The following is a 25,775-nucleotide window of genomic DNA, read 5'->3' as shown; positions in this document are numbered from 1 at the left end:
GGGCGCGCGCGTCCTGCAGGAATCGCGCGATCCCGACGCCGCCGGGCTCGACTGGCCCGGCGCCGCCAGCTTCACGCTGGCCCTGGCGCTCTTCACCTATGGTGTCCTGCTGGCGCCGGAGCGCGGCTGGTCCGAGCCCACCGTGATGAGCCTGCTGGCGGGCTCCGTCCTGCTCTTCATCGCCTTCGTCGTGATCGAGGGCCGTGTCGCTCGGCCGATGCTCGACCTCACCCTGTTCCGCTACCCGCGGTTCGTCGGGGTGCAGTTGCTGGCCGCCGCGCCGGCCTATGCCTTCGTCGTGCTGCTGATCCTGCTGCCCGTGCGCTTCATCGGTATCGAGGGCCTGAGCGAGATCGCCGCCGGCCGGCTGATGATCGCACTGTCTGCGCCGCTGCTGGTCCTGCCGATCGCGGCTGGCCTGCTGACGCGCTGGTTCGCGCCGGCGACGATCTGCGGMGCAGGCTTGCTGATCTGCGCGGCCGGCCTGTTCTGGCTGAGCCGCGTTCCGCTCGGCGGCGAGACGATGGGCATCGCCTTGCCGATGGCGCTGATCGGCATCGGCATCAGCCTGCCCTGGGGGCTGATGGACGGGCTTGCAGTCAGCGTCGTGCCCAAGGAGCGCGCCGGCATGGCGACCGGCATCTTCAGCACCACGCGCGTGGCCGGCGAAGGCGTGGCGCTCGCCGTGGTCAGCGCCGTATTGTCTGCCCTGACGGCCGGCCATCTTGCGGCTGGCGCGACCGCAGCGCATGCGGGTCCGGCCGCCCAACGGCTCGTCACCGGCGACATCGCGAGCGCCGTGGCCGCCTTGCCGCAGATGAGCCGGACCGCGCTCGTCCAGAGCTATGGCGACGCCTTCGCGACATTGCTCGTGATGCTCTGCGCCATCACGGTCGTCACCGCGATCGTCGTCTTCGCCTTCCTCGGGCGCGGCACGGAGCAAAGGGCCGAGCCGGCGGCGGAGGCAGAAGAGCGTCTGCGCACCTCGGAAGCCTGATCGGGCTCACCCGGTCGAGGTCAGGCATCGGCGGCGGGGCATGGGCGTCAAGGCATGTCGGGATCCAGCCGGCAGCGAGGTCGCTCATCCGGTAGCGGCGCCAGATCATCGGACCGGAAATCGYATCCGGTCCGATGATCTAACCCTATGTGTTTGCATCGGTTTTGCCCCGAAAGCCGCAATCCACTTTTCGGGCCGATGCAATAAACCGGGCAGAGCGCGTGTCCCTGCCGTTCGAGGGCACAGCGTGCGATGCCTGCCTGCATGCCACGAGATCGACAACACGGCCGCCGAACGTGAGCGGATCGCCAAGCCTACCCTCAGCGTCGGAACGGCCAACATGGTCGTGTGCACTATGACGGGGGCCCGCTGGCTCCCTTTCGTGACGCTGCCAACGGCAGTCGGAAGGCTCAGTTGGACGAACTCAAGTGCGATAGCGCAGCGCTTCGATTAGAGCTGCCATGGCAGGCGGTGTTTGTCGCCGGCTTGGATAGTAGAGGAAGAACCCTGGATAGGGCGCGCACCAATCCTTCAGGACACGCATGAGTCGGCCGGAAGCGACGTGGCCCTCGGCTTGCGTTTCAAAGGTCGTGGCCAGCCCATGTCCGTCGAGCGCTGCCTGTAGAATGAGGTCGGCATCGCTGAACACAAGCGAGCCCGCCACGCGCACGGACAGCTCCTGCCCGTCCTTCTCGAATTCCCAGGCATAAAGGCCACCGGAGCCCGTCTGGCGGTAGTTGATGCAGTTGTGCTGCGTCAGATCGTGCGGCGAGACCGGGACAGGGTGTCTTGCGAAGTAGGCTGGCGATCCAACGATCGCCGAGCGCATCTCGGGTCCAATCCGGACCGCGATCATGTCGTTCTCAAGCCGCTCTCCCAGACGCACGCCAGCATCAAAATTCCCGGCGACGATGTCCATCAAGGCCTCGTCTGCCGATATTTCGATCGCAATATCGGGATGCTCGGCCATGAAAGTGCGGAGCTTCGGCAAAAGAACCGATACGGCCGCATGCTTCACCGTGGTGATGCGCAGCGTTCCGGCGGGCTTGTCGCGCAGTTCGCTCAAGCCCGCGATCTCGGCATAAATGTCCGTCAACGCGGGCTTCAACGTCCGCATCAGGCGCCGCCCGGCTTCCGTCGGCGAGACGCTGCGCGTCGTTCGCGCCAGCAACCGGATGCCCAACCTCTCTTCCAACTGCTGGATGGCGTGGCTCAGGGCCGACTGCGACATGTCGAGCTTGGCCGCCGCTCGCGTGAAGCTTCCCGCCTCCGCCACGGCCAGGAAAGCCGCAAGGTCGTTCAGTTCATCGCGCTTCATTGATGCACATCTTCGATAGACCCAAGCGAAGTGTGCAGCCTAATCGAAAGGCGCCGCCTGGGCTACGTATGGCCATCGACACGGCGGCTGATGCCGCCCCGCAAGCCAGAGGACGACCAATGGCCGAATACACCCCTCTCAGCCGCCGCACCTTCCTCGCCGGAGCCGCTGCCGCACAGATCGCCACCTGGTCGAATGCCAGTGCTCAGACGGTCCAGCCCCCAAGGATGATCACGATGAAGACCCGCAAGCTCGCCAATTTGGAAGTCTCGGAGCTTGGCTTCGGCTGCATGAACCAGAGCGGCAATTACAACGGGCCCGTCCCCAAGGACCAAGGCATCAAGACCATCCGCACAGCGTTCGAGAATGGCGTGACATTTTTCGACACGGCTGAGGTGTACGGCCCCTACATCAATGAGGAGCTCGTCGGCGAGGCGCTCCAGCCGTTCCGGGACAAGGTCAAGATCGCGACCAAATTCGGCTTCGCAATCAATGGGACCGTTGCGCTCGATAGCCGGCCGGAGCGCATCAAGCGCGTTGTCGAGGAGTCCCTGAAGCGTCTTCGGACCGATCACATCGATCTGTACTACCAGCACCGCGTCGATCCCGCGGTGCCGATCGAGGACGTCGCCGGCGCCGTGCAGGACCTCATCAAGCAGGGCAAGGTGTTGGGCTTCGGCCTTTCGGAGCCAAGCGCGAAAACCATCCGCCGCGCGCATGCCGTGCAGCCGGTCACGGCTGTTCAGAACGAATATTCGATGTGGACCCGCAACGTAGAGCTGAACGGCATCCTCGACACCTGCAACGAGCTGGGTATCGGCCTTGTGCCGTGGTCGCCCGTGGCGATGGGCTTCCTGACCGGCAAGTACGATCCGAGCACGACGTACGACGAGAAGACGGACTTCCGTGCGGGCTTCCCACGGTTCTCGAAGGAGTTCATGCCCCTCAACATGCCGATCGTCGAGTGGCTGAAGGACTACGCAGCCAAGAAGGGCGCGACGCCGTCACAAATCGCGCTCGCCTGGCTTATGGCGAAGAGCCCGAATATCGTCCCGATCCCGGGCACGCGCAGCAAAACCCATCTGCTGGAAAATCTGGGGGCGGGCCGCGTGCAGCTCAGCACCGCCGACGTTCATGCGATCGACACGTCTCTGACCAAGTTCCCGGTCTATGGCGACCGCATGGGCAAGGACCACATGCTCTCGATCGACTATTCGGTGTAGTCGTTCCTGCCTTGGGGGGCGCCGTCCAGGGGCCGCAAGGGCGAAGCCCAGCAGGCGCTTGGCAGCGTAGGGACGCCGTGAAGAAAGTCGTCGACAAGGGCTGAGCCTCCTCGACTTTATACGGAAACGGGCTGCCGGGGGCGGCCCATTTTTCGTTTGGCTTGAGGTTGTGAAAACGCGCCCTCAGCATCGAGATTGGGAGCGCATCATTGTCTGGAGCCCTATGACCGGTTTCGGACAAGGCGCCAACTTCGGCTCGCCTCCCGTCTCAGACGTTGCTGGCGGGCCGCCACCAGTTCCGGAACGCCCCACCCCCGACCCCGGGCATGTCTGCTAACCCGCTACCAAAGGCGTTTGATTGCGAAGCTGTCGAACAATGCTTCGTTCGAAATCAGCACCATGTCCTCGGATTGAGCCTGGGCAATGAGGAGGCGGTCGAACGGATCCTTGTGCGCAATGTTCATCTCGCCGGCCCGCAGCGCGTGGTGGACGGTGACCGCCAGCTCGGCAAAGCCCTGATCTGCGATGATCGCCTCGAAGTCCTGCGCGAGCAGCGCCGCGCGGGGGCACTTGCCAATGCGGAACTTGGTGGCGACCTCCATGGCCGAGGCGGCGCTGACGGCGATGCTGTTGCCCTCGTCCCCAATAGCCTCTCGGGCACGGGGGCTCAGCGCCTCGTCACCTGCCAGCCACCAGATCAGAGCATGGGTATCGAGCAGCAGCCTCACGTGAGATTCCAGCCGCCGAGTTCATTCTCGGGCAGCGGCTCGTCGAAGCGCGCATCGACGGCGATCTTTCCCTTGAGTACCCCAAAGCGCCGCTTGCCGCGTGGTCTGACCGGCACCAGGCGCACCACAGGCACGTTGCCACGGGCAATGACCACATCTGCACCCTCCAGGGCGTCAGCGATCAGTTTGGACAGGTTGGTCTTGGCCTCGTGAACCGAGAACTGGGCCATGAGCATCTCCTTAGCTAAAAATATAGCTAAGGGCCTGCACTGAGCAAGAGCGCTGCCGTTTTCCGGGCTGCTTCAGCCTCCGGTGCACGCGGCTCTCAGCGTGCACAATGTTCCGAGAGGCAAGGCTGAAAGGCCAGTCCAATGATCCCACCGTCTCGTGCCTTCGTCGCATGGCGACGCACGCGGCGTAATGCGCAAGCCTGCCTCTGGAACTTGCGGGCTCGCTGAAGCATAGTTGGCATGGCGTTGCAGGTCCGCCCGCATCGGGCGGCACCGCCCGCCATGCCTGGAAGTGGCTATGGCTCACCCGGTCAAGCTCGTTTCCGTCGCGACGGCTGTTCCGCCCCATGAGTTTCGCCAGCGCGATGTGGCGGCAGCCGCCCATCGGAGCTTTGCCGGCCGCTATCCCGATTTCGAGCAGCTTGCGCGCGTCTTCGAAAATTCGGGCATCAGCCGCCGCTATGCCGTCCGGCCGATCGAGTGGTATCTGCAGCCATTGGGATGGCCCGAGCGCAGCGCCGCCTATGTCGCCGGCGCTTGCGACCTGTTCGTGGATGCAACGACGCAGGCGCTGGGCGCCGCCAGACTACAGGCGTCCGAGATCGATACGATCGTGACGGTCTCGTCGACGGGCATAGCGACCCCCAGCCTCGATGCCCGTGTCGCCGAGAGACTTGGCTTCAGAAGCGACGTCGAACGTGTCCCGGTGTTCGGCCTGGGATGTGCCGGCGGCGTATCGGGTTTCTCGATCGCGTCCCGCCTGGCCGCGTCGCGCCCAGGTTCGACAATCCTGCTCGTGGCTGTCGAGATCTGCACGCTGGCTTTCCGACTCGATGTCTTGACGAAGGCCAACATCGTTGCGACCGCCTTGTTCGGCGATGGCGCGGCAGCCTGCATCCTGCAGGCAGGGCCGGATGGCATCGCCACGGTCGAGATGACCGGGCAGCACATGTGGCCCGACACGCTGGATATCATGGGCTGGACGGTCGATCCCCAGGGCTTTGGCGTGATCTTCGACCGGGCGATCCCGCCCTTCGCGGAGGAGCGGATCAACCCAGCCATTGCAGGGATCCTGGAGCGTGAAGGGCTGTCGCTGTCCGACATCGATCTCTTTGCCTGTCATCCCGGCGGGAAGAAGGTGATCGAGGCCCTGGAAAGCGCGTTTTCACTCGCGCAAGGCGCGCTCGACCACGAACGTGCCGTCCTGTCCGACTATGGCAACATGTCGGCTCCGACCGCCCTCTTCGTCCTCCAGCGTGCGATCGCGGCAGGCCTGCCCTCGCGCACGCTGCTGATGGCGATGGGGCCGGGCTTCACCGTGAGCTGCGCCTCGCTGCGGCAAGGGACATGACACCGGCCATCGTCTTGCTGGCCCTGGTGACGGCCGAGCGGATCGGCGAACTCTGGCTCGCGCATAGAAACACGTCTGCCTTGCTCGCCAAGGGCGCCGTGGAGAAGGCTGCCGGCCACTATCCGCTGATCGTCCTGCTGCACGCAGCCTGGCTGATCGGACTTTGGCTGCTCGGTTGGGCACAAGCGATCCATCTCGGCTGGCTCGCGGCTTTCCTCCTGTTTCAGGGGCTGCGCCTTTGGGTGCTGGTGACGCTCGGCCGGCGTTGGACGACCCGCATCATCGTCGCACCGGGCGAGAGGCTCGTGGCACGGGGCCCTTATCGGTTCGTGTCGCACCCGAACTACATCGTCGTCATTGGCGAGATCGCCGTCCTGCCGCTGTGCCTTGGCCTGCCATGGTTCGCGCTAGTCTTTTCGATCGCCAACGGCCTCGTCCTGACGATCCGCATCCGCGCCGAGAATACTGCGCTTGAAGAGGCTCGCCATGCCGCCACCGGCTGATGCGATCGGCGAAGGGCGCGTCACCGCTGCGACATGGATCGGCTTTGCCGCCATGTGCATCGGCATGTTCATGGCGATCCTCGACGTGCAGGTCGTCGTCACCTCCCTGCCGACGATCCAGAGCGCACTGGACATTTCGCCCGACCAGATGAGCTGGGTCCAGACCGCCTATCTCATCGCCGAGGTCATCGCGATTCCGCTGACGGGTTTCCTGACGCGCTTTCTCTCGATGCGCTGGCTGTTCGTCGTGGCGCTCGCCGTCTTTACCGCAGCCTCCATCGGCTGTGCGGCGAGCCAGTCGTTCCCGGCCCTGATCGCCTGGCGCGTCCTTCAGGGGTTTTCAGGCGGCACTTTGATTCCCGCGGTCTTTTCGGCTGTCTTTTTGCTCTTCCCGCCGAGCAGGCAGGCCATCGCGACGACGTTGGCCGGCGTCTTTGCCGTGCTCGCGCCAACGGTCGGGCCGATCGTCGGCGGCTGGATCACGCAGACCTATTCCTGGCACTGGCTGTTCCTGATCAACGTCATTCCCGGCGTCGTCTCGGCAGCACTAGCCGCTTTCCTCCTGCCACGTGACAAGCCGAGCCTCACCGAAGCGCGCAAGCTCGATGCCCTGTCTCTGGTGATGATGGCGATCGCGCTGGCAGCGATCGAGATCGCATTGAAGGAGGCACCTCAGCGCGGCTGGATCTCGGGCCTGATCCTGGGGCTGATCGCGCTGAGCCTGGCGAGCGGTCTCGGCTTCATCAGGCGGACTTTGCAAGCCGATGCTCCGATCGTCGATCTGAGAAGCTTTGCGGACCGGAATTTCATGATCGGCAGCATCCTCAGCTTTGTCCTCGGCATCGGGCTGTTTGGATCGGTCTATCTGATGCCGGTCTTCCTGGCCTTCGTGCGCGATCACAATGCGCTCGAGATCGGCGAGATCATGCTGGTGACCGGCGCCGCCCAACTTGCCATCGCGCCGGTCGCCGTTGCCCTGGAGCGTCGTGTCGATGTCCGCCTGTTGACCGGCATCGGCTTTACCCTCTTCGCCCTCGGCCTGGGACTGAGTGCCTTTCAGACCCCGCAGACCGACTATGACGCGATGTTCTGGCCGCAGGTGGTCCGTGGCCTGGCCATCATGTTTTGCCTTCTGCCACCGACGCGCCTCGCATTGGGACAGCTTCCCCCGATGCGCGTTCCCGACGCCAGCGGCCTGTTCAACCTGATGCGAAACCTGGGCGGTGCGATCGGTCTCGCCCTGATCGACACCGTGATCTACAGCCGCTCGCCCGTGCACGGCACGGCGATCATGGAGCGGCTGCAAAGAGGCGATGTCGAGACGGCGAAGTTCATCGGCGTGCCCCTCGAACTCATGGCGATGCGGCCGCCCGGGCCGCTCGACGCCCAGGCCCAGGCGCTGCTTCAGCCACTGGTCGAGAAGGCAGCCCTGGTCCTGTCGATCAACGAGGCCTGGGGACTGGTTGCCGTCCTCACGATCGCAGCCATGGCGTTCGTTCCCTTCGCCAGGAAGGTGCCGATCGGCGATCAGGTTCGCGTCTGAGCGGCCTGGCGCCGCACCATGCGAAAGGCATAGTGCCGCCCCCCGTCACTTCACCGGCTCGGAAGGGCTGCCAAACCGCGGGGCCGCACCACTCATGCCCTGGCCGTGAGCACGTCTCGCGCGGCGGTCGCCTGTCCTTGCGCGACCGTGATGCGATCGCTATCTTTGATCTCAATGAGATCATTGGAGGCACATCGATGGCGGGAAACCTCCATGTCCGCAATCTGGACGACGACCTGATACTAAAACTGAAAATGCGCGCCGCTCGACACGGCCGCTCGGCGGAAGCCGAGCATCGAGAAATCCTGCGTCAGGTTCTGCAAAACGAAACGGAGCCTGATTTCGACAGCTTGGCAGCCAGCCTGAGGAGGCTGACCGCGTCCCGCAAGCAGACACCCTCCGAAGAGCTCATGCGCGAGGGCCGAGACGAACGCTAATGGAGACGGTGATCGTCGATGCCAGCGTCGCGATAAAATGGGTCGTCGAAGAAGAAGGCTCCCAAGCCGCCGTCGATCTGCGCTCGCGCTTCCGTTTCGCGTCTCCGGAGCTTCTCATCCCGGAATGCGCGAACGTCCTTTGGAAGAAAACAGCGCGCGGCGAACTTGAACGCGAAGAAGCCATCCTTGCGGCAAGGCTTCTTGAACGCTCCGGGGTCGCGTTTCTCTCGATGGCTGGTTTGCTGGAACGGGCAGCGAGTCTTGCAATCGAGATTTCGCATCCCGCCTACGACTGCACCTACCTGGCAGCAGCAGTCCAGACGGGTGCGGCTTTCGTGACAGCGGATGACAGGTTCCTGCGCATCATTGCCCAGCGCGCATCGCGAGAGCTCGCAAGCTCATGCCATTCGCTGGCGGATATGGCCGCCAGACCTGCCCCCGATCGGAGCAAGCGATAGGTCGGTGCAGTGTTCCGCCGGAGCCAGCCAGCGGAACTCGGCCTGCGCCCGCCCGCCCCGTGGAACGCCGCAGCCACGGCACTCCTGGCGGTGCGACAGCGGGCGAAAGCCCTCAGAGCAGGAGCCTTCAGAGCAGAAGCGTGCCGTTCACGGTGGTGACGCAGGCGCCGCCGACCTGGACCTTGCCGCCCGCATCCACCGAGATGGCGATCGTGCCGTCGCGCCCGACGCAGCGGCCCTGGGCCGCCTCGTAGCGCGTGCCCCCAGCGGGCAAGAGCCCGCGCGCCGCCCGGAAGACCGCAACGCTGCCATTGCCGCTGCCGCAGACCGGGTCCTCGTTCACCCCGCAGGAGGGCGCGAAGGACCGGACCTCGATCTCGGGGCCGCCGCCCTCGCGCCTGGCGAAGACCGTGATGCCGGTCACGCCCAGGCGGCGCTCGAAGGCAGCCGAGCGCGCGAAATCGGGTTTCAGCGCCAGCAGCGCCTCTGCGCCGTCGATCTCGGCGATGAGCCAGACCGCGCCGACATTGACGATGGCCGGGCTCGCCTCGCGCAGGATCTCATGGCCGAGGATGGCCTCCAGTTCGACGAGTTCAGCCGTCGGCAGGGTCGTGACGGTCGCCGGCGGCAGGGCAAGGGTCAGCCGGCGCGCCGCGCCCTCCCCTTCGACCGTGATCGCGACGAGACCGACCCCGCATTCCTGCACCAGCCTGCCGCCGCGCGGGGCAACGAGCCCGGCCTCGATCACCGCATGGGCGCTGCCGAGCGTCGGGTGACCTGCAAAGGGCAACTCGCTGCCGGGCGTAAAAATCCGCAGCCGGTAATCGGCGTCACTGCGTGTCGGCGGCAGCACGAAGGTGGTCTCGGACAGATTGGTCCACTGCGCGATCGCCTGCATCGCAGCGTCGCTCAGCCCCGCACCATCGAGAATGACCGCCACCGGATTGCCGAGCAGCGGCTTGGCGGAAAACGCATCGACGACCTTATAGGCCCGGGCCATGGCATGTCCTCGCATCGAGACGGCAGGATTGGGATAGCCGATCGGCAAGGGACTGGCGAGGTCCGCGACATGCGAGCGACATCCTCCACGGCGTCGAGCAGCCCCCCGTCAAGCTCAAGCGGGGATGAGCGCTCCGACCTCGCGATCCGTGGCGCGGTCGCTCGCCGCGAGACCTGCCGCGACATTGGCGCGGTCGGCCGGGCTGCGGTTCTGGCTGAGCTTGCGCTTGCCCTCCAGCCGGGTGATCGGCAGGCGCAGGCCGATGATGCCGCGCAGCTGCGCCTGCACGAAATCGGGCGGGGCCTCGGACACCGTCCAGGGCTTGGCGCGCTCGCCCTCGTGCAGGTTGGTCAGGCGGGTCACGACGTCGAGAAGGCGCGTCGCGTCGTCGAAGAACTCGATCGGGCCATAGGCATGGACCGCGACATAGTTCCAGGTCGGCACGACCTTCCCGGTCTCCTGTTTGGTCTCGTACCAGGAGGGCGTAACATAGGCGTCCGGGCCCATGAAGATCGCGAGCGCCTCGCCCAGCGCTGTGGTCCGGCCCTGCGGGTTGGCCTTGGCGAGATGGCCGTAGAGCACGCCATGCTCGCCCTCGTTCTCCTCGAGGAAGAGCGGCAAGGGCGTCGCCAGCACGCCATCGACGGTGCCGGTAACCAGAGTGGCGAGCCTGGAGGCGCGGATCGTCGCCCGCAGGCTGTCCCTGTCATCGTCACGGAAGGCTGGCGGGGTATACATTTCTGGAACTCCTTGTGCTGCGAAGAGAGATGCGCCCAACCYGGCTTTCTGGAAACGGCCAGTTTCGAAGGTTTGATGTGGTCCAGTTCACTGACGGCGTCGCGCGCCGGATCATCGCGGCAATCAAGGAGCAGATCCATGCCGGCGCCTATCAGCCTGGCGACCGCCTGCCGTCGACCCGGACCTTTGCTGCCGAATGGGGCGCGTCCCGCACGACGGTGACACTCGCCTATGGCCAGCTGATCGCCGAGGGCTACCTGCTCAGTCGGGCCGGCGCGCGGCCGATCGTGGCCAAGGGGCTTGGCGCGGCAGCGCCGGTGCCGGCGCGGCTCTCCGCACCTCGGCATCTTTCGGATTTCGCACAGCGATTGCTCGCCCTGCCCCGGCCGGCCGCGACGCAGCCGGCCTCGATCGCGGATTTCCGCTATGGCGATCTCTCCGGCGCCGATTTTCCCGTGCTCGCCTGGCGCCGCGCCCTGAACAGGGTCAGCCTGCGACGCAGCCGGCGGCTGCGCTATGGCGATCCGCAAGGAGCGCCTGCGCTTCGCGGTGCGCTGCAGGGCTATCTCTGGCGGGCCCGCGGCATCACCTGCTCGGCCGAGCAGATCATCATCGTCAACGGCTCGCAGCAGGGGCTCGATCTCTGCGCGCGACTGCTGCTCGATCCCGGCGACGCCTTCGTGATCGAGAACCCCGGCTATCTGCTCGCCCGCCACGCCTTCGCGGCCGCCGGCGGCATCGCCCGCCCGGTTCCGGTCGACCGGGATGGGCTCGTGACCGATGCCCTGCCCCCGGCTCGGCTCGCCTATGTCACGCCCTCGCACCAGTTTCCGCTCGGCAGCGTTCTCTCGGCGACGCGCAGGCGCGCGCTGCTGGCCTGGGCTGCAAACAGCGGCGCCACGATCATCGAGGATGATTATGACGGCGAGTATCGGCATGACGTCGCGCCGATCCCGCCCTTGCAGGCGCTCGAGCCCGACGCGGTGATCTATGCCGGGACATTCTCCAAGACGCTCTCGCCGGCGCTGCGCCTCGGCTATCTCGTCGTCCCGCCGTCGCTTACCCCCCCCTTTGTCGAGGCGAAGCGCCTGACCGACCGGCACACGCCTCTCCTGGAGCAGGAGGCGCTGGCCGATCTCCTGAGCGAGGGCGCCTATGAGCGCCATGTCCGGAGCATCCGCCGGAGCAATGCCGAGCGACGGGCCGTGCTGCTCCAGGCCCTGGCCGAGGAGCTTGGGCCGATCGTGACCATCGAAGGCGCCGATACCGGCCTGCATGTCGTCGCCTGGCTCACGGATGTCGCGGCCGAGCGCGAGTCCGGGATCGTCGCGGCCGCACGCGCCGCCGGCGTCGGGCTCTATCCGGTCTCGCCGCTCTATGATCCAGCCGGGCCCCGGCCCCACGAAGCCGGGTTCATTCTCGGCTATGCCGGCCTCGACCTCGACGCCGTGAAGAAGGGCATCACGCTGCTGGCGCCTCTCCTGGCCGGACAGCGCTGAGACGCGGGACCGGCGAGCGCGCCCGGCAAGGCCGCCAGGCCCGCTCCGGACCTCGCCCAGCCGGACCGGATGTCAGGTATCACGCGAATCAGGCCATCCAAGCCATTGCCAGGATGAGACTTTCCAGATCTGATCAGCCTCTGCCTCATCGCCCTTGCCGGCCAGGCGACACGATCGGCCTCAGTGGTCGTTCCAGTACTGCGTCATGCACCAATAGGTGAAGGCCGAGGTCCAGCCGATCACCACCAGCCCCGCCAGCCCCTCGACGCCGATGAAAATCCGCAAGGGGCCGAAGGGCAGCGCGTTGCTGCTGCCGAGCGAGGCGTAGGATTCAAAGGAGACATAGAGCGATTGCTGGAACGACACGGGAATGCCGATCCCGAACACCTCTTCATTCACGGCAACGGAGAGCAGCCAAAGCAACAGCGCAAAAATCAGGATCTGAATGAGATGACTGACCATGCTTCCGGCAACAACGAAGACAATTCTCTGCCTTGGCGCGACGGAAAGATGCGCCGCGCTGCCCGATATCAAACGCAGGAACTCGTAATGGACAAGTATACACCCGATGGCGCAGACGGCCGCTGCTAACGAGAACAAGTACATAGCGATGTCCTGACCTGGCACGTACGCTTGCGCATCGGGTTGTGTTGACCAAATGCGGCTCCAGCGTGACCTCCCGGCGGCGGTGTTCAAGCATCGGCAGGCGCGATGGATTGCAGCTCTTGGGAAAGCCGATGCAATCACAGCCGCTTAGATCATCGCAGCGGATACCGAATTGGGTCCGATGAGTGAAGCCTTGAGCCGTTATGTCGCTTCAACTTAGCGAGAGCAGCTGCGCGCTTGGGACTGCTCTACGTCCCGGCTCCCGAGCCGGGACTGGCGCGCCGCTGCCGGTAGAGCCGGACGCTCGCCAGCCATGCCAGGCCGGCGGCGATGGCGAAACAGGCCGGAACCCAGAAGGCCGCATTCCCGATCTCGGCTTCGGAGACGGCCGAGGCAAAGCCGCTGGCATTCGCGACCACGCCCGCCAACGCCGCGCCAAGGGCCAGCCCGGTCTGCTGGATAGTCGGGACGGCGGAGGCGGCCGCCGCCTCGTCTCCCGGCTTYGCGCCGTTCATGATCGTCGGGCCGACAAAGGGCCAAGCCTGCCCGATCCCGATGCCGAGCACGACGACGGCGAGGATCAGGGCGTAGCTCGGCGCCGGGCTCTGCAGGAGCAGGCCCAGCGCGATCAGGCCGCCGGCCATGAGAACCGGGCCCGAGAGCAGCAGGCGCCTCGGCCAGGGACCGGTCAAGCCGGAGACCAGCACGGACGCGATCGTCCAGGCCAGCGACCCGCTAGCAACCATGAACCCGGCCTCGAGCGGATCGAGGCCGCGGAGCCTTTGCAGGAAAATGGGCAGATAGATGTGCAGCGGGCTGAAGGCGATGCAGAGCAACAGGATGAGCCAGAGGCCGATGCCGGTCTCGGTCCTGAACGAGAACGCATCGCTCGGCAGCAGGCGCACCGGTGCTTCGCGGTCGAACCGCAGCATCAGGGCGAGCGCCGCGACCGCCACAAGGATGAGGCCTGCCTTGGCGCTGCCCGCCTGGACGAGCGATGCCGACGACATCGCCGTGATGGCCAGGCAGATCAGTCCGATCCGACCGGCAGGAAGGCGCGACGCGTCGGAGCGCTCTGCCGATCGGTTCCCAGGCAGCACGAGCGCGGCAGCCACCGCCAGGATGATCGAGAGGATCACCGTCACGATGAGGGCGCCGCGCCAATGTCCGGCGCGTGCGAACAGGCCGCCAATGAGCGGCCCGGCAAAGACGGAAATCGTCCAGCTCGTCGCCATCAGCGCGATGACCCGCGGCCAGAGCCTTGGCGGGAAGATCGCCCGGACCGCGGTATAGGCCGCCCCGACTTCGAGACCGCCGCCGAAACCCTGGACAAGGCGCGCGGCGATGACCCATTTCATGCTCGCCGCGAACGAACAGACCAGCGCGCCCAGGCCGAAGATCACCACCCCGACGCATAAGGTGTCCCGGACGCCGTATCGGGTCGTCAGCAGGCCAGCCCCGCTGGCCGCCACGATCGAGGCGCCGACATAGGCGGTCGCGGGCAGGCTCAGCATGCCGGCGCCGCCGAGTTCGGCGGCGATCGAAGGCAGCACCGTGGTCAGCAGCAGGGAGTTCATCGACTGCAGCAGCACGCCGCTCATCAGGATCGCGAGCGTCGGCAGCCATGCCCAGTCCAGAAGATCCCGCCATTGCGTGGCAGACGCGTCCCGATCCATGTCCGTCTGTCCCCGCCTGCGGCGCGCCACGCCTTGCATCGACTCGCAAGGTGATTTAATTTAGAAACCAATTGCTATCTAAATTGAGAGCCATGAGTCAAGACAACGACAGCCAAGGCCAGGGCGACGAGCGCAGCCGGGAGCGGATGCTGTTCCATCTGAAGACGCGCGGCGCGCAGATGGCTGCGGCGATCGCGGCGCGGCTCGACATGACCCCGGCGGGCGCAAGGCAGCATCTGCTCAAGCTCGAAGCCGACGGCCTGGTGACGAGCCATGACCGGCAGGAAGGGCGTGGCCGRCCGAAGAAATACTGGGAGCTCTCGCGGCAGGGACATGACCGGTTCCCCGACCGTCACTCCGACCTGACGCTCGACCTGCTGCAGTCCGTCCGGACTGTCTTTGGCGAGCCCGGGCTGCAGCAGCTGATCGCTCACCGCGAACAGGCCTGCCTGTCCGCCTATCGCGCGCATGTCGGTGACGGCGGCCCACTTCGGCGCAAACTGGCCGCGCTCGCCGAAATCCGCAGCCGCGAAGGCTATATGGCCGGGATTGCCGAGGAGGAGCCCGGCCGCTTCCTGTTCATCGAGAACCATTGCCCGATCTGCGCGGCGGCGACCGCCTGCCAGGGCCTGTGCCGTTCGGAGCTGGCGATCTTCCGCGCCGTTCTCGGGCCAGATGTCGAGGTCGAGCGCATCGAGCATATCCCGGCGGGTGCGCGCCGCTGCGCCTATCGGGTCCGTTCGCTCCCGGCCTGAATCCGCTGGGGCGCCCAATCGAGACAAGCCGGCACTCCTCTTGCGGCGGCCATTGCCCCAAATGACTGAGGCATCCGATTGCGTCCGGTCGAACGGCCGCGCTCACGCCCGTAGCAGCGCTGGCATTCGCCCTCTGCAGGACGAGCAAAGGCTCCCCTTCTTGCGCATGAAGTAGTCAGCGGGCACAGTACCTCTGCTTGGACCCCGCTATCTCCTTCCGCTGTTTCTGCTGCATATGAAGGGATTTTGCTATGAATCCGAAGGCTACGCCGGCTGAACTCCCGGGTAATACTGAAAAAATCGTCGATCGCCGCAGCATCCTGCTCGGGGGTACAGCGCTCGCCGCGGCGGGGCTGTCGGGCTCGGCCGCGATCGCCCAGGCGCAGCCCGCGCCCGCGGCACCGGCGGGCTCCGCAGGGCGCAAGCCCAACATCGTCGTGATCTTCGGCGACGATATCGGCATTCCCCAGATCAGCGCCTACACCATGGGCATGATGGGCTACCGCACGCCCAATATCGACCGTATCGCGCAGGAAGGCGCGATCTTCACCGACAGTTACGGCCAGCAGAGCTGCACCGCCGGCCGCGCCTCCTTCATCCTCGGCCAGGAGCCGTTCCGCACCGGTCTTCTGACCATCGGCATGCCGGGCGACCCGCACGGCATCCAGGACTGGATGCCGACCATTGCCGACGTGATGAAGACGCAGGGCTACGCGACCGGGCAATTCGGCAAGAACCATCTCGGCGACCGCGACGAGCACCTGCCGACGCGGCACGGCTTCGACGAGTTCTTCGGCAATCTTACCACCTGAATGCCGAGGAGGAGCCCGAGGGCTATTTTTATCCGAAGGACCCGGAGTTCAAGCGCAAGTTCGGCCCGCGCGGCGTGATCAAGTCATCCGCCGACGGCAAGATCGAGGATACCGGGCCGCTCAACACCAAGCGCATGGAAACCGTCGACGAGGAATTCCTGGCCGGCGCCAAGGATTTCATCGACCGGCAGGTGAAGGCGAACCGCCCCTTCTTCCTCTGGTTCAACTCGACCCGCATGCATGTCTTCACCCATCTGAAGAAGGAATCGATGGGCAAGACCGGCAAGGGCATCCATGCCGACGGCATGGTCGAGCATGACAGCATGGTCGGCGAACTCCTGAAGCAGCTCGACGATCTGCGCATCGCCGACAATACGATCGTGATCTACACGACCGATAACGGCGCCGAGCTCGCGCTCTGGCCGGACGGCGCGATGACGCCGTTCAAGAGCGAGAGGGCACGACCTGGGAAGGCGGCATGCGCATTCCCATGATGGTGCGCTGGCCCGGCGTGATCAAACCCGGCACACAGTACAACGACACGATCTCGCTGATCGACTGGTTCCCGACGCTCTGCGCCGCCGCCGGGGCGGGAGACATCAAGGAGAAGATGAAGGCCGGCTTCACCGCGGGAACCAAGACCTTCAAGGTCCATCTCGATGGCTTTGATTTCGGGCCCTATTTCAGGGGCGAGGTCAAAACCGCGCCCCGGGACGCGTTGATGTATTTCGATCAGGCCGGAAATCTCAACGCGATCCGCTGGAACGACTGGAAGCTCAGCTTTGCCCAGGCCAAGGGCAATATCGCGACCGGCACACGCGAGGTCACGGCCTGGGCGATGATCACCAACCTGCGCATGGATCCCTACGAGCGCGGCCTGGAAGAAGGCGGCGAAGCCATGAAGTTCCTGGCCCAGAACATGTGGCTGCTCGTGCCCATACAGGGGAAGATCAAGGAGTTCTTCTCCGACTTCGACCAGTATCCCTACCAGTCCGGCAGTTCGCTCAATGCCGGCGGCATCAACTACGGGCTGCTCAACCAGCAGGCCGCGATGAAGCGCCTCAAGGAGCTGGAATCGCTCCGGCCTCGCTGAGAAACCCAAGGTTCGCGCTGTCCCGGCGTCTTTTCGCCGGGGCAGCGCGAGCCGCCCATGGATGCCGGCATTCCCACAGGGCCGAGCACGAAACACGGATGTCAGTCCGCTCGGAGCGCCTGCCCCATCGGCCGAGACGATGCGTCGGCGCATCAAGCCGTGACGATCGCCATTGCCGGGCAACGGGCCTCGCGCGCGAGCCTGCGGCCAGCCCCCGCAGCCTGCCTCTCAATCGGCGACCAGGAACGCATTGCGGACGGCAAAAAATTCGCTCGTGAAATCCGCGCCGAGGCGTGAGTTCGCGCCGTCGGGCGGGCGCAGCAGCGCCCGGAAATGGACCGACGGCTCGAATGGGCGCACAGCGATGCCGCCGATCATGCGATCGGCAATGACGAAGGGGTTGACCAGGCCGATGCCGAGCCCTTGCGCGGCGAGAATGGCGATCGTCACGCCATAGGGCGTCTCGGAGTTTGCTTTAGTATCGCGCTGTTTCCACTTCGCGCAGGCAGATATCCAGCCGAGCAAGCAGCATATCGACATCTTCGGCCTCGACTGTCAGAGGCGGCCTGATCTTCAGGATGTTGTCCGCCGGTCCTTCGCGCCCGATCAGGATGCGCATGTCGCGCAACCGGTTCACGACATAATCCGCGGCCGCCGTCGCCGGGGTGCGGCTGTCGCCATCCGTGACCAGATCGACGCCCAGGAATAGGCCGAGGCCGCGGACGTCGCCGATGACCGGGTACTTCTCGCCCAGCGCCTGCAAACCGGTGAGCAGGCGCTCGCCCATTGCCTTCGCGTTGGCCGCCAGCCTTTCATCCTCGACGATGTCGAGCACTTCGGCAGCGATCAAGCAGGACAGGGTCGAGCCGCCGAAAGTCGAGAAATATTCCGGTCCCTCGGCGAAACGGTCGGCAACGGCGCGGGTCGTGATCACTGCACCGATGGGATGGCCGTTGCCCAGCGGCTTGCCCAGCACCACGATGTCGGGCCGCACGGCTTGCTGCTCGAACCCGAAATAGAAGTCGCCGAGCCGGCCCAGCCCGGTCTGCACCTCATCGGCGATGCAGATGCCACCGGCCCGACGGATGCGCTCATAGACCTGCGCGAGGTAGCCCGGCGGCGGGATGATCTGGCCGCCGACGCTCGGGAAAGTCTCCGCGATGAAGCCGGCCACCTTGCCGCCTCGCCGTTCGATCGCTGCCAGAGCCTCGTCGACCTGCGCGGCATAACGCAGCGCCCTGTCGGGATCGTCGCGTCGGAACCGCCCGCGATAATCATCCGCGACGTCGACCAGCTGCACCCATGGCTTGCGGCCGCCCATGCCCGGCTTGTTGAATTTATAGGCCGAGATGTCGATCGCACCGGTGGTGTTGCCGTGATAGCCGTGATCGGGCGTGACGATGTCGTAGCCGCCGCTGGCCGCGCGTGCGAGGCGAAGCGCGAGTTCGTTCGCCTCCGAACCCGAATTGACGAAGAAGCAGATCTCCAGCTCCTCGGGCAACTTCGCGGTAATGCGCTCGGCCAGCGCGACCTGAGCCGGGTGCAGGTAGCGTGTGTTGGAGTTCATCCGCGCCAGCTGGTCGGCGGCAACGGTCCGGATGCGTGGATGCGCATGACCGACATGGGGAACGTTGTTGTAAGCGTCGAGATAGGGCCGTCCCATCTCATCGAAGAGGTGGTGGCGCCAGCCGCGCAGGAAGGTGACGGGGCGCCGATAGCTGAGCTTGAGATTGGCGCCGAACCGGGCCTTGCGCTCGGCCAGCAACGCGGCTTCATCGATCGGCCGATAGGCGGCCCGGTCGTCCGGAAGATTGAGCAGCGCCGCCGGATTGGGGCAGATTGCCTGCCAGAGCTCCCAGTCGTCCGGGTCCGCTACGCCTGGCCAGTCATGGCCCATTCCGTCCAGCGTCAGGGCGAGCTGGAAATGCAGATGCGGTTCCCAGCCGCCGTTCCCGTCGGGTGTTCCCAGCCGCGCGAACACCTCGCCCGCAGTCACCTCGCAGCCGGGACGAAGCGTCTCGCACAGAGCCGGGTCGAGATGGCCGTAGAGCGTATGGAAGACGTCGCCCTCGGGGGTCTGGTGCTCGAGGATCGCAACGCCGCCATAGTCGAGATGGCCGGTGCGGTTCTCCACCATGGCCACCCTCCCCGCCAGCGGCGCATGGACCGGGTGCCCCGCCGGAGCGAAGATGTCGATGGCCATGTGGATGGTACGCCGGTTCGACGCCCGCCACGGTCCCTTGTGGAAGGCCCGGTCGGTGTAGACCAGCCTTGGCTCGCCATATTGCCCGAGCCAGCGGCTCCTATCCGAACCCTTGCGCGGACCGAGATGGCGGGCCTCGTCTTTACGCAGGTTGAACGGGTCCTGAGGCACCGTGCTCGTCGCTACCGAGAGCTGGCCGACGGATAGGTCGTCCAGTGCCTCGCCGATCACCGCGGCAAAGGTTCCCCTCTGCCGGTCGAGCCAGGCGGCCACGCGGTCTGCCGAGTCGGTTGCCGGCAGTCTGCATGCGACGCGCAAGCGCGCCCGCATGTGCGCGCCGTCGAGCGCTGCGTTCTCCAGCAACCGCCAGGCGGGTGCCTGCGAGATGGTCACATAGGCGTCGCCGGGGCGTCCGGCCGCTTCGATCGTCGAGTTCACGACGCTGACGGCAAGGCGCGTGCGCAGCAGCGGCCAGATCAGGTCGGTCTCGGCTGCGGTCAGCGGCGAGGCGCTGTGATAGCCGGCGACCAATGCCGCAAGGGCCGCCTCGGGCGTCTCATGGTCGAGGATCGCATAAGCGCCGGCGATCGCCAGTTCGCAGACCCTCGGGCCGACCGCCATATCGCCGAAATCGATCAGCCCGCTGATGCGCGTCGGCTCCGCGAGGCCCGGCACGACAAGGATGTTGAAGTCATTGAGATCGTTATGGATCACCTGCGATGGCAAGGCCCTCAGCGACGGGAGTGCGRCCTCGTAATCGGCCAGGATGTCCTCGATCAGCCGGCGACGCGCGCCGTTTCCGAGTACATCGAGATGCGCGCCGATCCACCCCGCCTTCGTCAGGTCCCATTTTGCCGCATCCGCCGTGGCCGCCCCCTCGAACMGGGCAAGCGCAAGATCGAGCCGCGCCGCCAGTGCGCCAAACGACGACAGGACCGCTAGCTGCTGCGGCCCTGCCTCGCCMATCGGGATGCCTTCAAGCGCGCGCTGGACCCACACCATCCGCGGCTGCCCGCGGTCGTCCGCGACATGCTGCCAGGCACGACCGTCCCGTGCCGGTAACACCTGCGGCAGCGGCAGCGTGGGATCGGCCGAGAGGGCGTGAGCGATGGCCACGCATTGCTGCTCGACCAGAGCGGCATCGCCATGAGCGCGCATCGCCTTGATGATAATATCGCCTTGCGGGGCTGTAGCGCGGAAGTTCAGGTCATGCTCGCCGCCAAGCTGCCGCAGCCCCCCCGTGCTCCCGAACTGTTCCGCGATGGCGCGCAACCAATCGTGGTTCATATCAAATCTCCTGAACTCATGGCGCGCTTCGACGACGCTTGCCGTGAGGGCTGGAGCCCCAAGGCAATGAGCGCGCCCGGCGCGGGGGGCTCAACCGACCCGGATACCGTCTCGCCGGCGCATCTCGTTCAAGGGCCAGACAGACGGGTCGATCAGGAAGAAGGGTTGAGCTGCGCGAGCGCCAGCCCGTGCAGCGTGCGGTCACCGGCGGCGGCGATCTGTCCCTTCCACGAAAGGTCGATGGCTTTGCCGGACCAGTCCGACACGACGCCCCCGGCTCCCTCGATGATGGCGATCGGGGCGAAGACGTCGAAGGCGTCCAGGCCGCCGTCAACTGCGATGTCGGTATTGCCGCGCGCCAGACAGCCATAGGCATAGCAGCTGCCGCCGTATTGGGTGAAGGCGACCGTCCGATCCAGCCGGTCGACCGCACTCCGCTCGGTCTCAGTCAGGAAGCGGGGGTTGGAACTCGTCAGGAAGGCCTGCTCCAGCGAGTTGCGAGGCCTGCAGCGAATAGGTCGGCCGTTATGCTCCGCGCCGGCGCCGGAAATGCCGGAGAGGCGCTCGCCGGTCGCCGGCAGGTCCATCAGCCCCAGCCAGGGGCGACCTGCGCGCGCGACCCCGATCAGGATGCCGTAGACCGGGATTCCGGCAATGAAAGCGGCGGTGCCGTCGATCGGGTCGATGACCCAGACGAATTCGCGATCCAGCCCGTGCGAGCCGAATTCCTCGCCCAATATGCCGTGGTCGGGATAGGCGACCTCGATGCGCTCGCGCAGGCGCTTTTCGATGGCGCGGTCGGTGGCGGTGACGAAGCTCTGGTCGGCCTTGATGTCGATCTTGTGGGCCGTGCGCAAGGCCTCGGAGACGATGGCGCGGCCCTCGTCGGCGAGTTGCTGGGCGAATGACAGGAGTTCGGAAGCGATGGGGTCGGTCATGTCTGTGCTCAATGTGAAAGGATCTGGCCAAGGAATTGCCGCGCGCGTTCGCTCTTCGGCTTCGAAAAGAAGTCCTCGGGCGCGGCGGCCTCGACGATCTCGCCGGCGTCCATGAAAATGATCTTGTCCGCCACGGACCGGGCAAAGCCCATCTCATGGGTGACGCACACCATCGTCATGCCGTCGCGGGCGAGGTCGCTCATCACGTCCAGCACCTCCGAGATCATCTCCGGATCAAGGGCCGATGTCGGTTCGTCGAACAGCATGACCTGCGGGTTCATGCAGAGCGCACGGGCGATCGCCACGCGCTGCTGCTGGCCGCCGGAAAGCTGGCTGGGATACTTGTCGGCCTGGTCGGCGATGCGCACGCGCGTGAGATAGGTCATCGCCGTATCGCGCGCGGCCGCCTTATCCTTCTTGCGCACGAGGCGTTGGGCCAGCATCAGGTTCTTCAGCACCGTCAGATGCGGGAACAGGTTGAAGCTCTGGAACACCATGCCGACCTCGCGGCGCACGGCGATGGAGCTGCGCTCGCCTTCGAGAACGACGTCGTTGACCGTGATGCGGCCACTGTCATGCGTCTCCAATCCGTTGATGCAGCGGATCATCGTCGATTTGCCCGAGCCGGACGGCCCGCATACGACCAACTTCTGCCCCTTGGCGACGGTGAGGCTGACATTCTTCAGCGCCTGGAACGACCCGAATTGCTTGCATACATTGTCCAGAACGATCTGCTCCGGCGGTGTCATGCGGATGCCCCTCTCTTCATGTATTTGCCGAGGTAATCTTCAAGCTTGCCAAAGCCGACCTGGAAGACCCATGCCATGGCCAGGTAGATCAGTGCCGCCGCGATGAAGATCTCGAACGGGGCGAAGGTGTTGGACACGATCGTGCGGGCAACGCCGGTGATATCGAGAAGTGTGACCGTGCTCGCCAGGGCCGTTGCCTTCATCATTGAGATGAACTCATTGCTATAAGCCGGCAAAGCGAGGCGCACGGCGATCGGCGTCACGACATAGATGAAGCGTTGCGGGGCACTCAGGCCAAGCGCTCTCGCCGCCTCGTTGACGCCCTTGTCGACCCCCAGAACGCCGCCCCGCAGGATTTCGGATATGTAGGCGGAGCTGTTGAGCGAGAGCGCGACGACGCAGCAGCCGAAAGGCTCGCGCAGCACCGGCCACAGCACGCTTTCCCGGACGAAGTCGAGTTGCGGCAACCCGTGATAGATGATGAAGATCTGCACCAGGATCGGCGTACCACGCAGGAAGTAGATATAGCCCATGGCCGGCCAGGCGAGGTACCAGCGGCCGCTGATGCGCATCAGCAGGATCAGAACGGCAAGCACCAGGCCAATCGCCGTCGAATAGGCCATCAGCTTGAGCGTAATGCCGAGCCCCGCGGCGGTCTGCGGCAAGCTCGACAGGATGAGGTTGAAGTCGAAGTTCATCGCGCCCTCTCCAAATGGCTGTTCGCATACCGCTCCAGCCACCATGTCAGGATGGTGATGACCGTCGTGATGGCGAGGTAGATCAGCGCCACGGTCATGAACATCAGGAAGGGCTTATGGGTGACGGCGGTCGCCATCTGGCCGACGAAGACGATTTCCTCCAGCCCGACGATCGAGATCAGGGCGGTGTCCTTCATGATCGACAGCATGTGATTGCCAAAGTTCGGCAGCGCGAGCCGCCACATTTGCGGCATGCGCACATAGAAGAAGGTCTGGCCTTTGGTTAGCCCCAGCGCGTGGGCCGCCTCGACCTGGCCGTGCGCCACACCCATGAAGGCGCCCCGGAACGTCTCGGTCATATAGGCTCCGACGATCAGCCCGATCGCGATCGCGCCAGCCCAGAAGGGCGGGACGTCGACGAACTTGATCTGCGGATCGTAGATCTGGGCAATCCGGGTCAGCACCACGGCCGTGCCGAAATAGAACAGCAGCAGAACCACTAGCTCGGGCGTGCCGCGAAAGACGACCGTATAGGCCTTGGCGAGAACCTGCGCCGCCCGATTGCGGGAGAGCTTGGCGCTCGCGCCAAGCAATCCGAAGATGACAGCGAGGACCAGCGAGGCTGTGAAGACCTTCAGGACCATCACGGTCCCGAAGAAGAAATCGTCCCACCAGCCGGAAAGTGCGGCCATGTATCATTCCCCCCGATCATGGCGGACCGGCACGGCCGGACCGCCATCGGCCATGTTCAGTTGATGCCGACGCCCTTCCAGTTCTCGGGACTGATCGAGAAGGGGAAGTATTTGTGGCCGTATTTCTCGAGCGAGCCGTTTTCGATCAGTGTCTTGAGCGCGCCGTTGACGCGCTTGACGAGATCCTCTTGGCCCTTGCGGATCCCGATGCCCACGCCCGTGCCGAAATACTCCTTTTCGTCGATGGCGGGTGAGACGAACTCGAACTTCGCTCCCTGATCAGTACTGAGGAATTCGAGATAGGCTTTCATCGGATTGGTGATGGCGACATCGACACGGCCGTTGCGCAGGTCGAGCAGCATGGCCTGGGCGCCGTCGTAGAGCCGGATATTGGCGCCGGGCAGCTTTGCTTCGATCCACTTCGCGTAGGTGGACGCCCGCTCGACGCCGACCGCGAGGTTCTTGAAGCTGCTCTGTATCGGCTTACCCTTGTCGTCAAAAAGCTTGAGATCCTTCCCCTTCGGACCGAGGAACCGCCCGATCGAGACGCGATAGGGGACCGAAAAGTCCATCTTCTGGAGCCGCTCGTCGGTGATGGACATCGATGCGACGATGAGGTCGAACTTGTTGGTCAGCAGCGCAGGGATCATGCCATCCCATTGCTGACAGACATATTGGAGGTCGGCGCCGATGAGTTCCGCGACGCCCTTTGCGACGTCCACGTCATAGCCGGTCATCTCGCCGCCGGGCGCGCGGAAGTTGAACGGCGCATAGGTGCATTCCATGCCGACCCGCAGCGTCTCCGCCTGGGCAGTCGCTGTCGCGATCGCGCTGACCGCCGCGAACGCTGCCGAAAGAACCAATTTCCTCATCGTCATAGCGGCTCCCCTTCTTTGATTATCGCCGATATTCGAAGTCGTGCCGAAGAGCGTCGCCCCCCGCACACAGCTAGCCGGCATACTATTCCAGCGTTTCCGGCGCGGGTGTTATCCCCCTGAGGGAGGATGGTGCGGGGGTGAGGAGGCTGCGTAGTTTCCCGGCATCGTGCTCGTTTGCCTGGGAGGCCGGTCTTGAAATTCGTGCGCATGCCGATCGAAATTGAAGCGCCAGAGCAGCTCGGATACGATACGATCCGTCGGAATCTGTCAGAAAGTTCGGTCGCCGACCGCAGGTTGGGCGAACTCAACGTCAAGCTGGACGACGTCCTGCTCTGCTATGGCGATCATAAGGGCAGCATCGACCTGAGGGATTCGGTGGCGAGCCTCGGTACCGGTCTCGACGCAGAAGACGTCCTCATCACGGCCGGCGCCTCGGCCGCCCTCTTCATGGTCGCCACCTCGCTTCTGGATAGGGACCAGCATCTCGTCGTGGTGCGCCCGAACTACGCGACGAACATCGAGACGCCGCGCGCGATCGGCTGCGACATCACCTTCATTGATCTCGATTTCGAGTCGGGCTTCCGCCTGGATATCGATCGGATCGAGGCGGCGATCCGGCCCAACACCAGATATGTTTCGGTGACCTATCCGCATAATCCCAGCGGCGTGATGATCTCGGAGGCCGAGCTGCACGCCATCGTCGCCCTCGTCGAAAGGAAGGGCTGCTTCCTCCTGTTCGACGAGACCTATCGTGAGATGACATTCGGCCAGATGCTACCGGTGGCCGCGACGCTCAGCCCCCGCGTGATCAGCGTCTCCTCGCTGTCGAAGACCTATGGCATTCCGGGTATCCGCATCGGCTGGCTGATCTGCCGCGATCCAAAGCTGATGCAGCTCTTTCTTGCCGCCAAGGAGCAGATYGGAATCTCGGGCAGCATGATCGACGAGTATGTCGGCTACATCGCGCTGAGCCAGCGCAGGGACTGGCTCGAGCCCAACAACCTATTGATCCGCAAGGGCTTCGAGCTGGTGAAGGCATGGATCGAACGCGACGAGTTCGTCGAATGKGTCGAGCCCCAAGGCGGCTGTGTTTGCCTGCCGCGGATCAGGCCTGATGTGAAGCTCGATCTGCCGACCTTCTATCATCGTCTTTACAGTGTCCATGGCACCTATGTCGGTGCCGGACGCTGGTTCGAGATGCCGGACAACTATTTCCGCGTCGGTTTTGGCTGGCCGACGCTGACGCAATTGTCTGAGGGCCTGGATGGCATTTCCGCGGCGATCCGCGACGCCAGGGGCTGAGGAAGGCCGGTTCTGCCGCCCGCCGCTGGATCATGCCTGCGGCCGGTGGTCTCGTTCAGCG

Annotated in this window: 24 protein-coding genes and 1 pseudogene; 11 read left to right on the top strand and 14 right to left on the bottom strand. The window is 65.1% G+C overall.

Features of this window, described 5'->3' with window-relative positions; all coding sequences use genetic code 11:
- Positions 1-997 (top strand): MFS transporter (locus tag AC1DRP_RS19015; protein ID WP_476769269.1); only part of this gene is annotated, 997 nt, incomplete at its 5' end.
- A gap of 424 nt (positions 998-1,421) precedes the next feature.
- On the opposite strand, the gene AC1DRP_RS19010 is transcribed toward AC1DRP_RS19015, so the two are convergent.
- Positions 1,422-2,315 carry a LysR family transcriptional regulator gene (locus AC1DRP_RS19010; RefSeq protein WP_441507556.1) on the bottom strand — a complete coding sequence of 298 codons (894 nt, stop codon included), beginning with the start codon at positions 2,313-2,315 and terminating at the stop codon, positions 1,422-1,424.
- 236 nt (positions 2,316-2,551) lie between these two features.
- Here AC1DRP_RS19010 and AC1DRP_RS19005 point away from each other — a divergent pair, with 236 nt between their 5' ends.
- Complete coding sequence (locus AC1DRP_RS19005; RefSeq protein WP_441507619.1) at positions 2,552-3,538, top strand: aldo/keto reductase; 987 nt, start codon at positions 2,552-2,554, stop codon at positions 3,536-3,538.
- Positions 3,539-3,879: 341 nt separating this feature from the next.
- On the opposite strand, the gene AC1DRP_RS19000 is transcribed toward AC1DRP_RS19005, so the two are convergent.
- Positions 3,880-4,266 carry a type II toxin-antitoxin system VapC family toxin gene (locus AC1DRP_RS19000; RefSeq protein ID WP_441507557.1) on the bottom strand — a complete coding sequence of 129 codons (387 nt, stop codon included), beginning with the start codon at positions 4,264-4,266 and terminating at the stop codon, positions 3,880-3,882.
- On the bottom strand, positions 4,263-4,496 hold the full coding sequence (locus AC1DRP_RS18995) for a type II toxin-antitoxin system Phd/YefM family antitoxin (protein ID WP_476769268.1): 234 nt from the start codon (positions 4,494-4,496) through the stop codon (positions 4,263-4,265). The genes AC1DRP_RS19000 and AC1DRP_RS18995 overlap by 4 nt, the downstream gene beginning before the upstream one ends.
- Positions 4,497-4,794: 298 nt before the next feature.
- Between AC1DRP_RS18995 and AC1DRP_RS18990 the strand changes: the two genes are divergently transcribed.
- The 5 genes from AC1DRP_RS18990 (at position 4,795) to AC1DRP_RS18970 (ending at position 8,788) form a co-directional block, all read left to right on the top strand.
- Positions 4,795-5,847 carry a type III polyketide synthase gene (locus tag AC1DRP_RS18990; RefSeq protein WP_441493384.1) on the top strand — a complete coding sequence of 351 codons (1,053 nt, stop codon included), beginning with the start codon at positions 4,795-4,797 and terminating at the stop codon, positions 5,845-5,847.
- Positions 5,844-6,350, top strand: coding sequence for an isoprenylcysteine carboxyl methyltransferase family protein (locus AC1DRP_RS18985; protein ID WP_441507559.1), 507 nt, complete (start codon positions 5,844-5,846; stop codon positions 6,348-6,350). Before AC1DRP_RS18990 ends, AC1DRP_RS18985 begins: the two co-directional genes overlap by 4 nt.
- A complete protein-coding gene (locus AC1DRP_RS18980; protein WP_441507560.1) occupies positions 6,334-7,893 on the top strand; it encodes a DHA2 family efflux MFS transporter permease subunit in 1,560 nt (519 codons plus the stop codon). The genes AC1DRP_RS18985 and AC1DRP_RS18980 overlap by 17 nt, the downstream gene beginning before the upstream one ends.
- 137 nt (positions 7,894-8,030) lie before the next feature.
- The gene (locus tag AC1DRP_RS18975; protein ID WP_441507561.1) at positions 8,031-8,330 is read left to right on the top strand and encodes a FitA-like ribbon-helix-helix domain-containing protein; all 300 of its coding nucleotides are present in this window, start codon (positions 8,031-8,033) and stop codon (positions 8,328-8,330) included.
- Complete coding sequence (locus AC1DRP_RS18970; protein WP_476769267.1) at positions 8,330-8,788, top strand: type II toxin-antitoxin system VapC family toxin; 459 nt, start codon at positions 8,330-8,332, stop codon at positions 8,786-8,788. The genes AC1DRP_RS18975 and AC1DRP_RS18970 overlap by 1 nt, the downstream gene beginning before the upstream one ends.
- 127 nt (positions 8,789-8,915) lie before the next feature.
- Here the strand turns inward: AC1DRP_RS18970 and AC1DRP_RS18965 are convergent, their stop codons facing one another.
- Positions 8,916-9,788 (bottom strand): PhzF family phenazine biosynthesis protein, encoded by an 873-nt coding sequence (locus AC1DRP_RS18965; protein ID WP_476769266.1) that lies wholly within the window; start codon positions 9,786-9,788, stop codon positions 8,916-8,918.
- A gap of 114 nt (positions 9,789-9,902) precedes the next feature.
- The gene (locus AC1DRP_RS18960) at positions 9,903-10,526 is read right to left on the bottom strand and encodes an FMN-binding negative transcriptional regulator (RefSeq protein ID WP_441507564.1); all 624 of its coding nucleotides are present in this window, start codon (positions 10,524-10,526) and stop codon (positions 9,903-9,905) included.
- A gap of 77 nt (positions 10,527-10,603) precedes the next feature.
- Between AC1DRP_RS18960 and pdxR the strand changes: the two genes are divergently transcribed.
- Entirely contained in the window at positions 10,604-12,025 is a 1,422-nt protein-coding gene (gene pdxR, locus AC1DRP_RS18955) for a MocR-like pyridoxine biosynthesis transcription factor PdxR (protein ID WP_441507565.1), read from the top strand.
- Between the two features lie 180 nt (positions 12,026-12,205).
- Here the strand turns inward: pdxR and AC1DRP_RS18950 are convergent, their stop codons facing one another.
- Positions 12,206-12,631: a two pore domain potassium channel family protein gene (locus tag AC1DRP_RS18950; RefSeq protein WP_441507566.1), complete on the bottom strand. Its 426-nt coding sequence runs from the start codon at positions 12,629-12,631 to the stop codon at positions 12,206-12,208.
- A gap of 248 nt (positions 12,632-12,879) precedes the next feature.
- On the bottom strand, positions 12,880-14,307 hold the full coding sequence (locus AC1DRP_RS18945; protein ID WP_476769265.1) for an MFS transporter: 1,428 nt from the start codon (positions 14,305-14,307) through the stop codon (positions 12,880-12,882).
- A gap of 92 nt (positions 14,308-14,399) precedes the next feature.
- Between AC1DRP_RS18945 and AC1DRP_RS18940 the strand changes: the two genes are divergently transcribed.
- Positions 14,400-15,062, top strand: a complete 663-nt coding sequence (locus AC1DRP_RS18940) for a helix-turn-helix transcriptional regulator (RefSeq protein WP_441507568.1) — start codon at positions 14,400-14,402, stop codon at positions 15,060-15,062.
- Positions 15,063-15,313: 251 nt separating this feature from the next.
- Positions 15,314-16,967 (top strand): annotated as a pseudogene (locus tag AC1DRP_RS18935) (arylsulfatase).
- A 228-nt stretch (positions 16,968-17,195) separates the two neighbouring features.
- On the opposite strand, the gene AC1DRP_RS18930 reads toward AC1DRP_RS18935, so the two are convergent.
- The 7 genes from AC1DRP_RS18930 to AC1DRP_RS18900 form a co-directional block, all read right to left on the bottom strand.
- A complete protein-coding gene (locus AC1DRP_RS18930; protein WP_441507569.1) occupies positions 17,196-17,417 on the bottom strand; it encodes a type 2 periplasmic-binding domain-containing protein in 222 nt (73 codons plus the stop codon).
- A gap of 25 nt (positions 17,418-17,442) precedes the next feature.
- Complete coding sequence (locus AC1DRP_RS18925; protein WP_476769264.1) at positions 17,443-20,457, bottom strand: aminotransferase class III-fold pyridoxal phosphate-dependent enzyme; 3,015 nt, start codon at positions 20,455-20,457, stop codon at positions 17,443-17,445.
- A 152-nt stretch (positions 20,458-20,609) separates the two neighbouring features.
- Positions 20,610-21,395, bottom strand: a complete 786-nt coding sequence (locus AC1DRP_RS18920; RefSeq protein WP_441507571.1) for an inositol monophosphatase family protein — start codon at positions 21,393-21,395, stop codon at positions 20,610-20,612.
- Positions 21,396-21,403: 8 nt separating this feature from the next.
- Entirely contained in the window at positions 21,404-22,144 is a 741-nt protein-coding gene (locus AC1DRP_RS18915; protein WP_441507572.1) for an amino acid ABC transporter ATP-binding protein, read from the bottom strand.
- Positions 22,141-22,842, bottom strand: coding sequence for an ABC transporter permease (locus AC1DRP_RS18910; RefSeq protein WP_476769263.1), 702 nt, complete (start codon positions 22,840-22,842; stop codon positions 22,141-22,143). Before AC1DRP_RS18910 ends, AC1DRP_RS18915 begins: the two co-directional genes overlap by 4 nt.
- Entirely contained in the window at positions 22,839-23,534 is a 696-nt protein-coding gene (locus AC1DRP_RS18905) for an ABC transporter permease (RefSeq protein ID WP_441507574.1), read from the bottom strand. Before AC1DRP_RS18905 ends, AC1DRP_RS18910 begins: the two co-directional genes overlap by 4 nt.
- Before the next feature lie 56 nt (positions 23,535-23,590).
- A complete protein-coding gene (locus tag AC1DRP_RS18900; protein ID WP_441507575.1) occupies positions 23,591-24,406 on the bottom strand; it encodes a transporter substrate-binding domain-containing protein in 816 nt (271 codons plus the stop codon).
- 207 nt (positions 24,407-24,613) lie between these two features.
- Here AC1DRP_RS18900 and AC1DRP_RS18895 point away from each other — a divergent pair, with 207 nt between their 5' ends.
- Positions 24,614-25,714 carry a pyridoxal phosphate-dependent aminotransferase gene (locus AC1DRP_RS18895; protein ID WP_476769270.1) on the top strand — a complete coding sequence of 367 codons (1,101 nt, stop codon included), beginning with the start codon at positions 24,614-24,616 and terminating at the stop codon, positions 25,712-25,714.
- Positions 25,715-25,775: the final 61 nt, after the last annotated feature.

The sequence above is a fragment of the Allobosea sp. 01N443 genome, assembly GCF_056399325.1.
Note: the sequence above shows the minus strand (reverse complement) of the source record. Positions and strands in the feature narration are given on the sequence as shown.

Coding starts and splice junctions, on each gene's coding strand:
- AC1DRP_RS18950 (WP_441507566.1), bottom strand. CDS start 12,631: ATGTACTTGTTCTCGTTAGCAGCGGCCGTCTGCGCCATCGGGTGTATA.
- AC1DRP_RS18990 (WP_441493384.1), top strand. CDS start 4,795: ATGGCTCACCCGGTCAAGCTCGTTTCCGTCGCGACGGCTGTTCCGCCC.
- AC1DRP_RS19010 (WP_441507556.1), bottom strand. CDS start 2,315: ATGAAGCGCGATGAACTGAACGACCTTGCGGCTTTCCTGGCCGTGGCG.
- AC1DRP_RS19005 (WP_441507619.1), top strand. CDS start 2,552: ATGAAGACCCGCAAGCTCGCCAATTTGGAAGTCTCGGAGCTTGGCTTC.
- AC1DRP_RS18960 (WP_441507564.1), bottom strand. CDS start 10,526: ATGTATACCCCGCCAGCCTTCCGTGACGATGACAGGGACAGCCTGCGG.
- AC1DRP_RS18915 (WP_441507572.1), bottom strand. CDS start 22,144: ATGACACCGCCGGAGCAGATCGTTCTGGACAATGTATGCAAGCAATTC.
- AC1DRP_RS18965 (WP_476769266.1), bottom strand. CDS start 9,788: ATGGCCCGGGCCTATAAGGTCGTCGATGCGTTTTCCGCCAAGCCGCTG.
- AC1DRP_RS18900 (WP_441507575.1), bottom strand. CDS start 24,406: ATGAGGAAATTGGTTCTTTCGGCAGCGTTCGCGGCGGTCAGCGCGATC.
- AC1DRP_RS18970 (WP_476769267.1), top strand. CDS start 8,330: ATGGAGACGGTGATCGTCGATGCCAGCGTCGCGATAAAATGGGTCGTC.
- AC1DRP_RS18995 (WP_476769268.1), bottom strand. CDS start 4,496: ATGGCCCAGTTCTCGGTTCACGAGGCCAAGACCAACCTGTCCAAACTG.
- AC1DRP_RS18910 (WP_476769263.1), bottom strand. CDS start 22,842: ATGAACTTCGACTTCAACCTCATCCTGTCGAGCTTGCCGCAGACCGCC.
- AC1DRP_RS18985 (WP_441507559.1), top strand. CDS start 5,844: ATGACACCGGCCATCGTCTTGCTGGCCCTGGTGACGGCCGAGCGGATC.
- AC1DRP_RS18980 (WP_441507560.1), top strand. CDS start 6,334: ATGCCGCCACCGGCTGATGCGATCGGCGAAGGGCGCGTCACCGCTGCG.
- AC1DRP_RS18920 (WP_441507571.1), bottom strand. CDS start 21,395: ATGACCGACCCCATCGCTTCCGAACTCCTGTCATTCGCCCAGCAACTC.
- AC1DRP_RS18905 (WP_441507574.1), bottom strand. CDS start 23,534: ATGGCCGCACTTTCCGGCTGGTGGGACGATTTCTTCTTCGGGACCGTG.